This window comes from Aeromonas sp. PrichA-15 (genome assembly GCF_017939245.1).
Lineage (GTDB): Bacteria > Pseudomonadota > Gammaproteobacteria > Enterobacterales > Aeromonadaceae > Aeromonas > Aeromonas caviae.
On sequence record NZ_JAGKRH010000113.1, the window covers coordinates 1 to 1,292 of the forward strand.

Here is a 1,292-nt window from a genome sequence, read left to right on the forward strand (position 1 = left end):
CTTGAACTGCTCTGCCTGTTTGTCCAACTCAGCGACACGCCCTGGAACCATGCCCGGTGACACAAACGGCAGGCAACTGAGTTCATGCAGCAGATACACCGATGCCATGTGAAAGCTCAACTGGCTGGCCGTATAGCCCTTTAAGCTCGCCGCCATCCTAACCATCTGATATCTCAGTAGGTTATAGGCCAATACCAAGCCCCATAGCTCCTGCCTTACTCCATCGGGTTTCTTGCTGCGCAGCGTCAGCCGGTGCTGTTGCAGGCTATGTTTCATCTCCCGATAGCCCAGCTCGATTTCCCAGCGATTCTGGTATAGCTCCATCAACTCGCTGGCCGGGAAGCGCAGCGGGTCGGTGAGCGAGGTCAGCACCTGCCGCTCCTTGCCGTTTACCGTCCGGGTCAGCAGCCGGGCTTCGAACTGCTCCGGCAACTCGCTCCACTTCTTCTTGGCCTGCGGACTGGCACTGAGGCGTACCAGCACATCCTGCCGCCCCAGCTTGCGGATGACCTCGTATTGAGCCCCCTTTTTCAGCGGAATAAGCCAGTGACGCGCTACGCCCTGGCGTTGCCAGGCATGGAGTAACCCCAGTGAGTAGAAGCCCTTATCGAACAGGGTCAGGCTATTATCGGGTGTTTTTTCAATCAGTTGCTCTGCCAACACCATCTCGTTTACCGCACAGGAGTCCATCACTGTCTGGGTCAGCAGATGACTGGTCAGCTCCATCTGACACAACATGCGGACCTGGGGATATTGCGTCTCCCCCTGGACGGTTTTCGACTTGGCAAAGGCGCCGGCATTGTCCGGAGTATCGGGCGTGCGCCAGACCACCCCGTCCACGGCCAGCAGCTGCAAGCCGGCCCAGGTGGGGTGCTGACACTGCTGATGCCAGAGTGTGGCGGTCTGCTGGAACACCTGTCGAACGGCTTGGTCAGCCAGTTTTTGGCGCGCCTGGATGAAGGCGCTGGGGACGACAAACGGCCGGTCGCCGGGTAACAGGATATCGAGCTGGTTGGCCAGCTGGGCCATAGGGACATGACGAAACAAGGACATCCCGATAATGGCCCATAGCACCCGCTCCATGGGCATGCGCCGTCGGCGCAAGGAGACGGAGCCCGTCTCGGCCAAGCAAGCCTGCACCAGTTCAGGTGACAGCAGGTCAGACAGGGACTCAAACTTTCCGGGAGGACAGGCGTGAATGAAGTCGAGAGCTTGGTCGATACGCATAAAAAAATCCGAAACCCAACAAGGAGTTTCGGATTCTTACACAGCCTGAGGATCGGTCAATGGAT

Annotated in this window: 1 protein-coding gene; it reads right to left on the reverse strand. The window is 58.3% G+C overall.

The annotated features are described in order from the left end of the window. The coding region (locus tag J9889_RS14520) for an IS4 family transposase (protein ID WP_210557159.1) at nucleotides 1-1,227 on the reverse strand (1,227 nt) is incomplete at its 3' end. Nucleotides 1,228-1,292 lie beyond the last annotated feature (65 nt).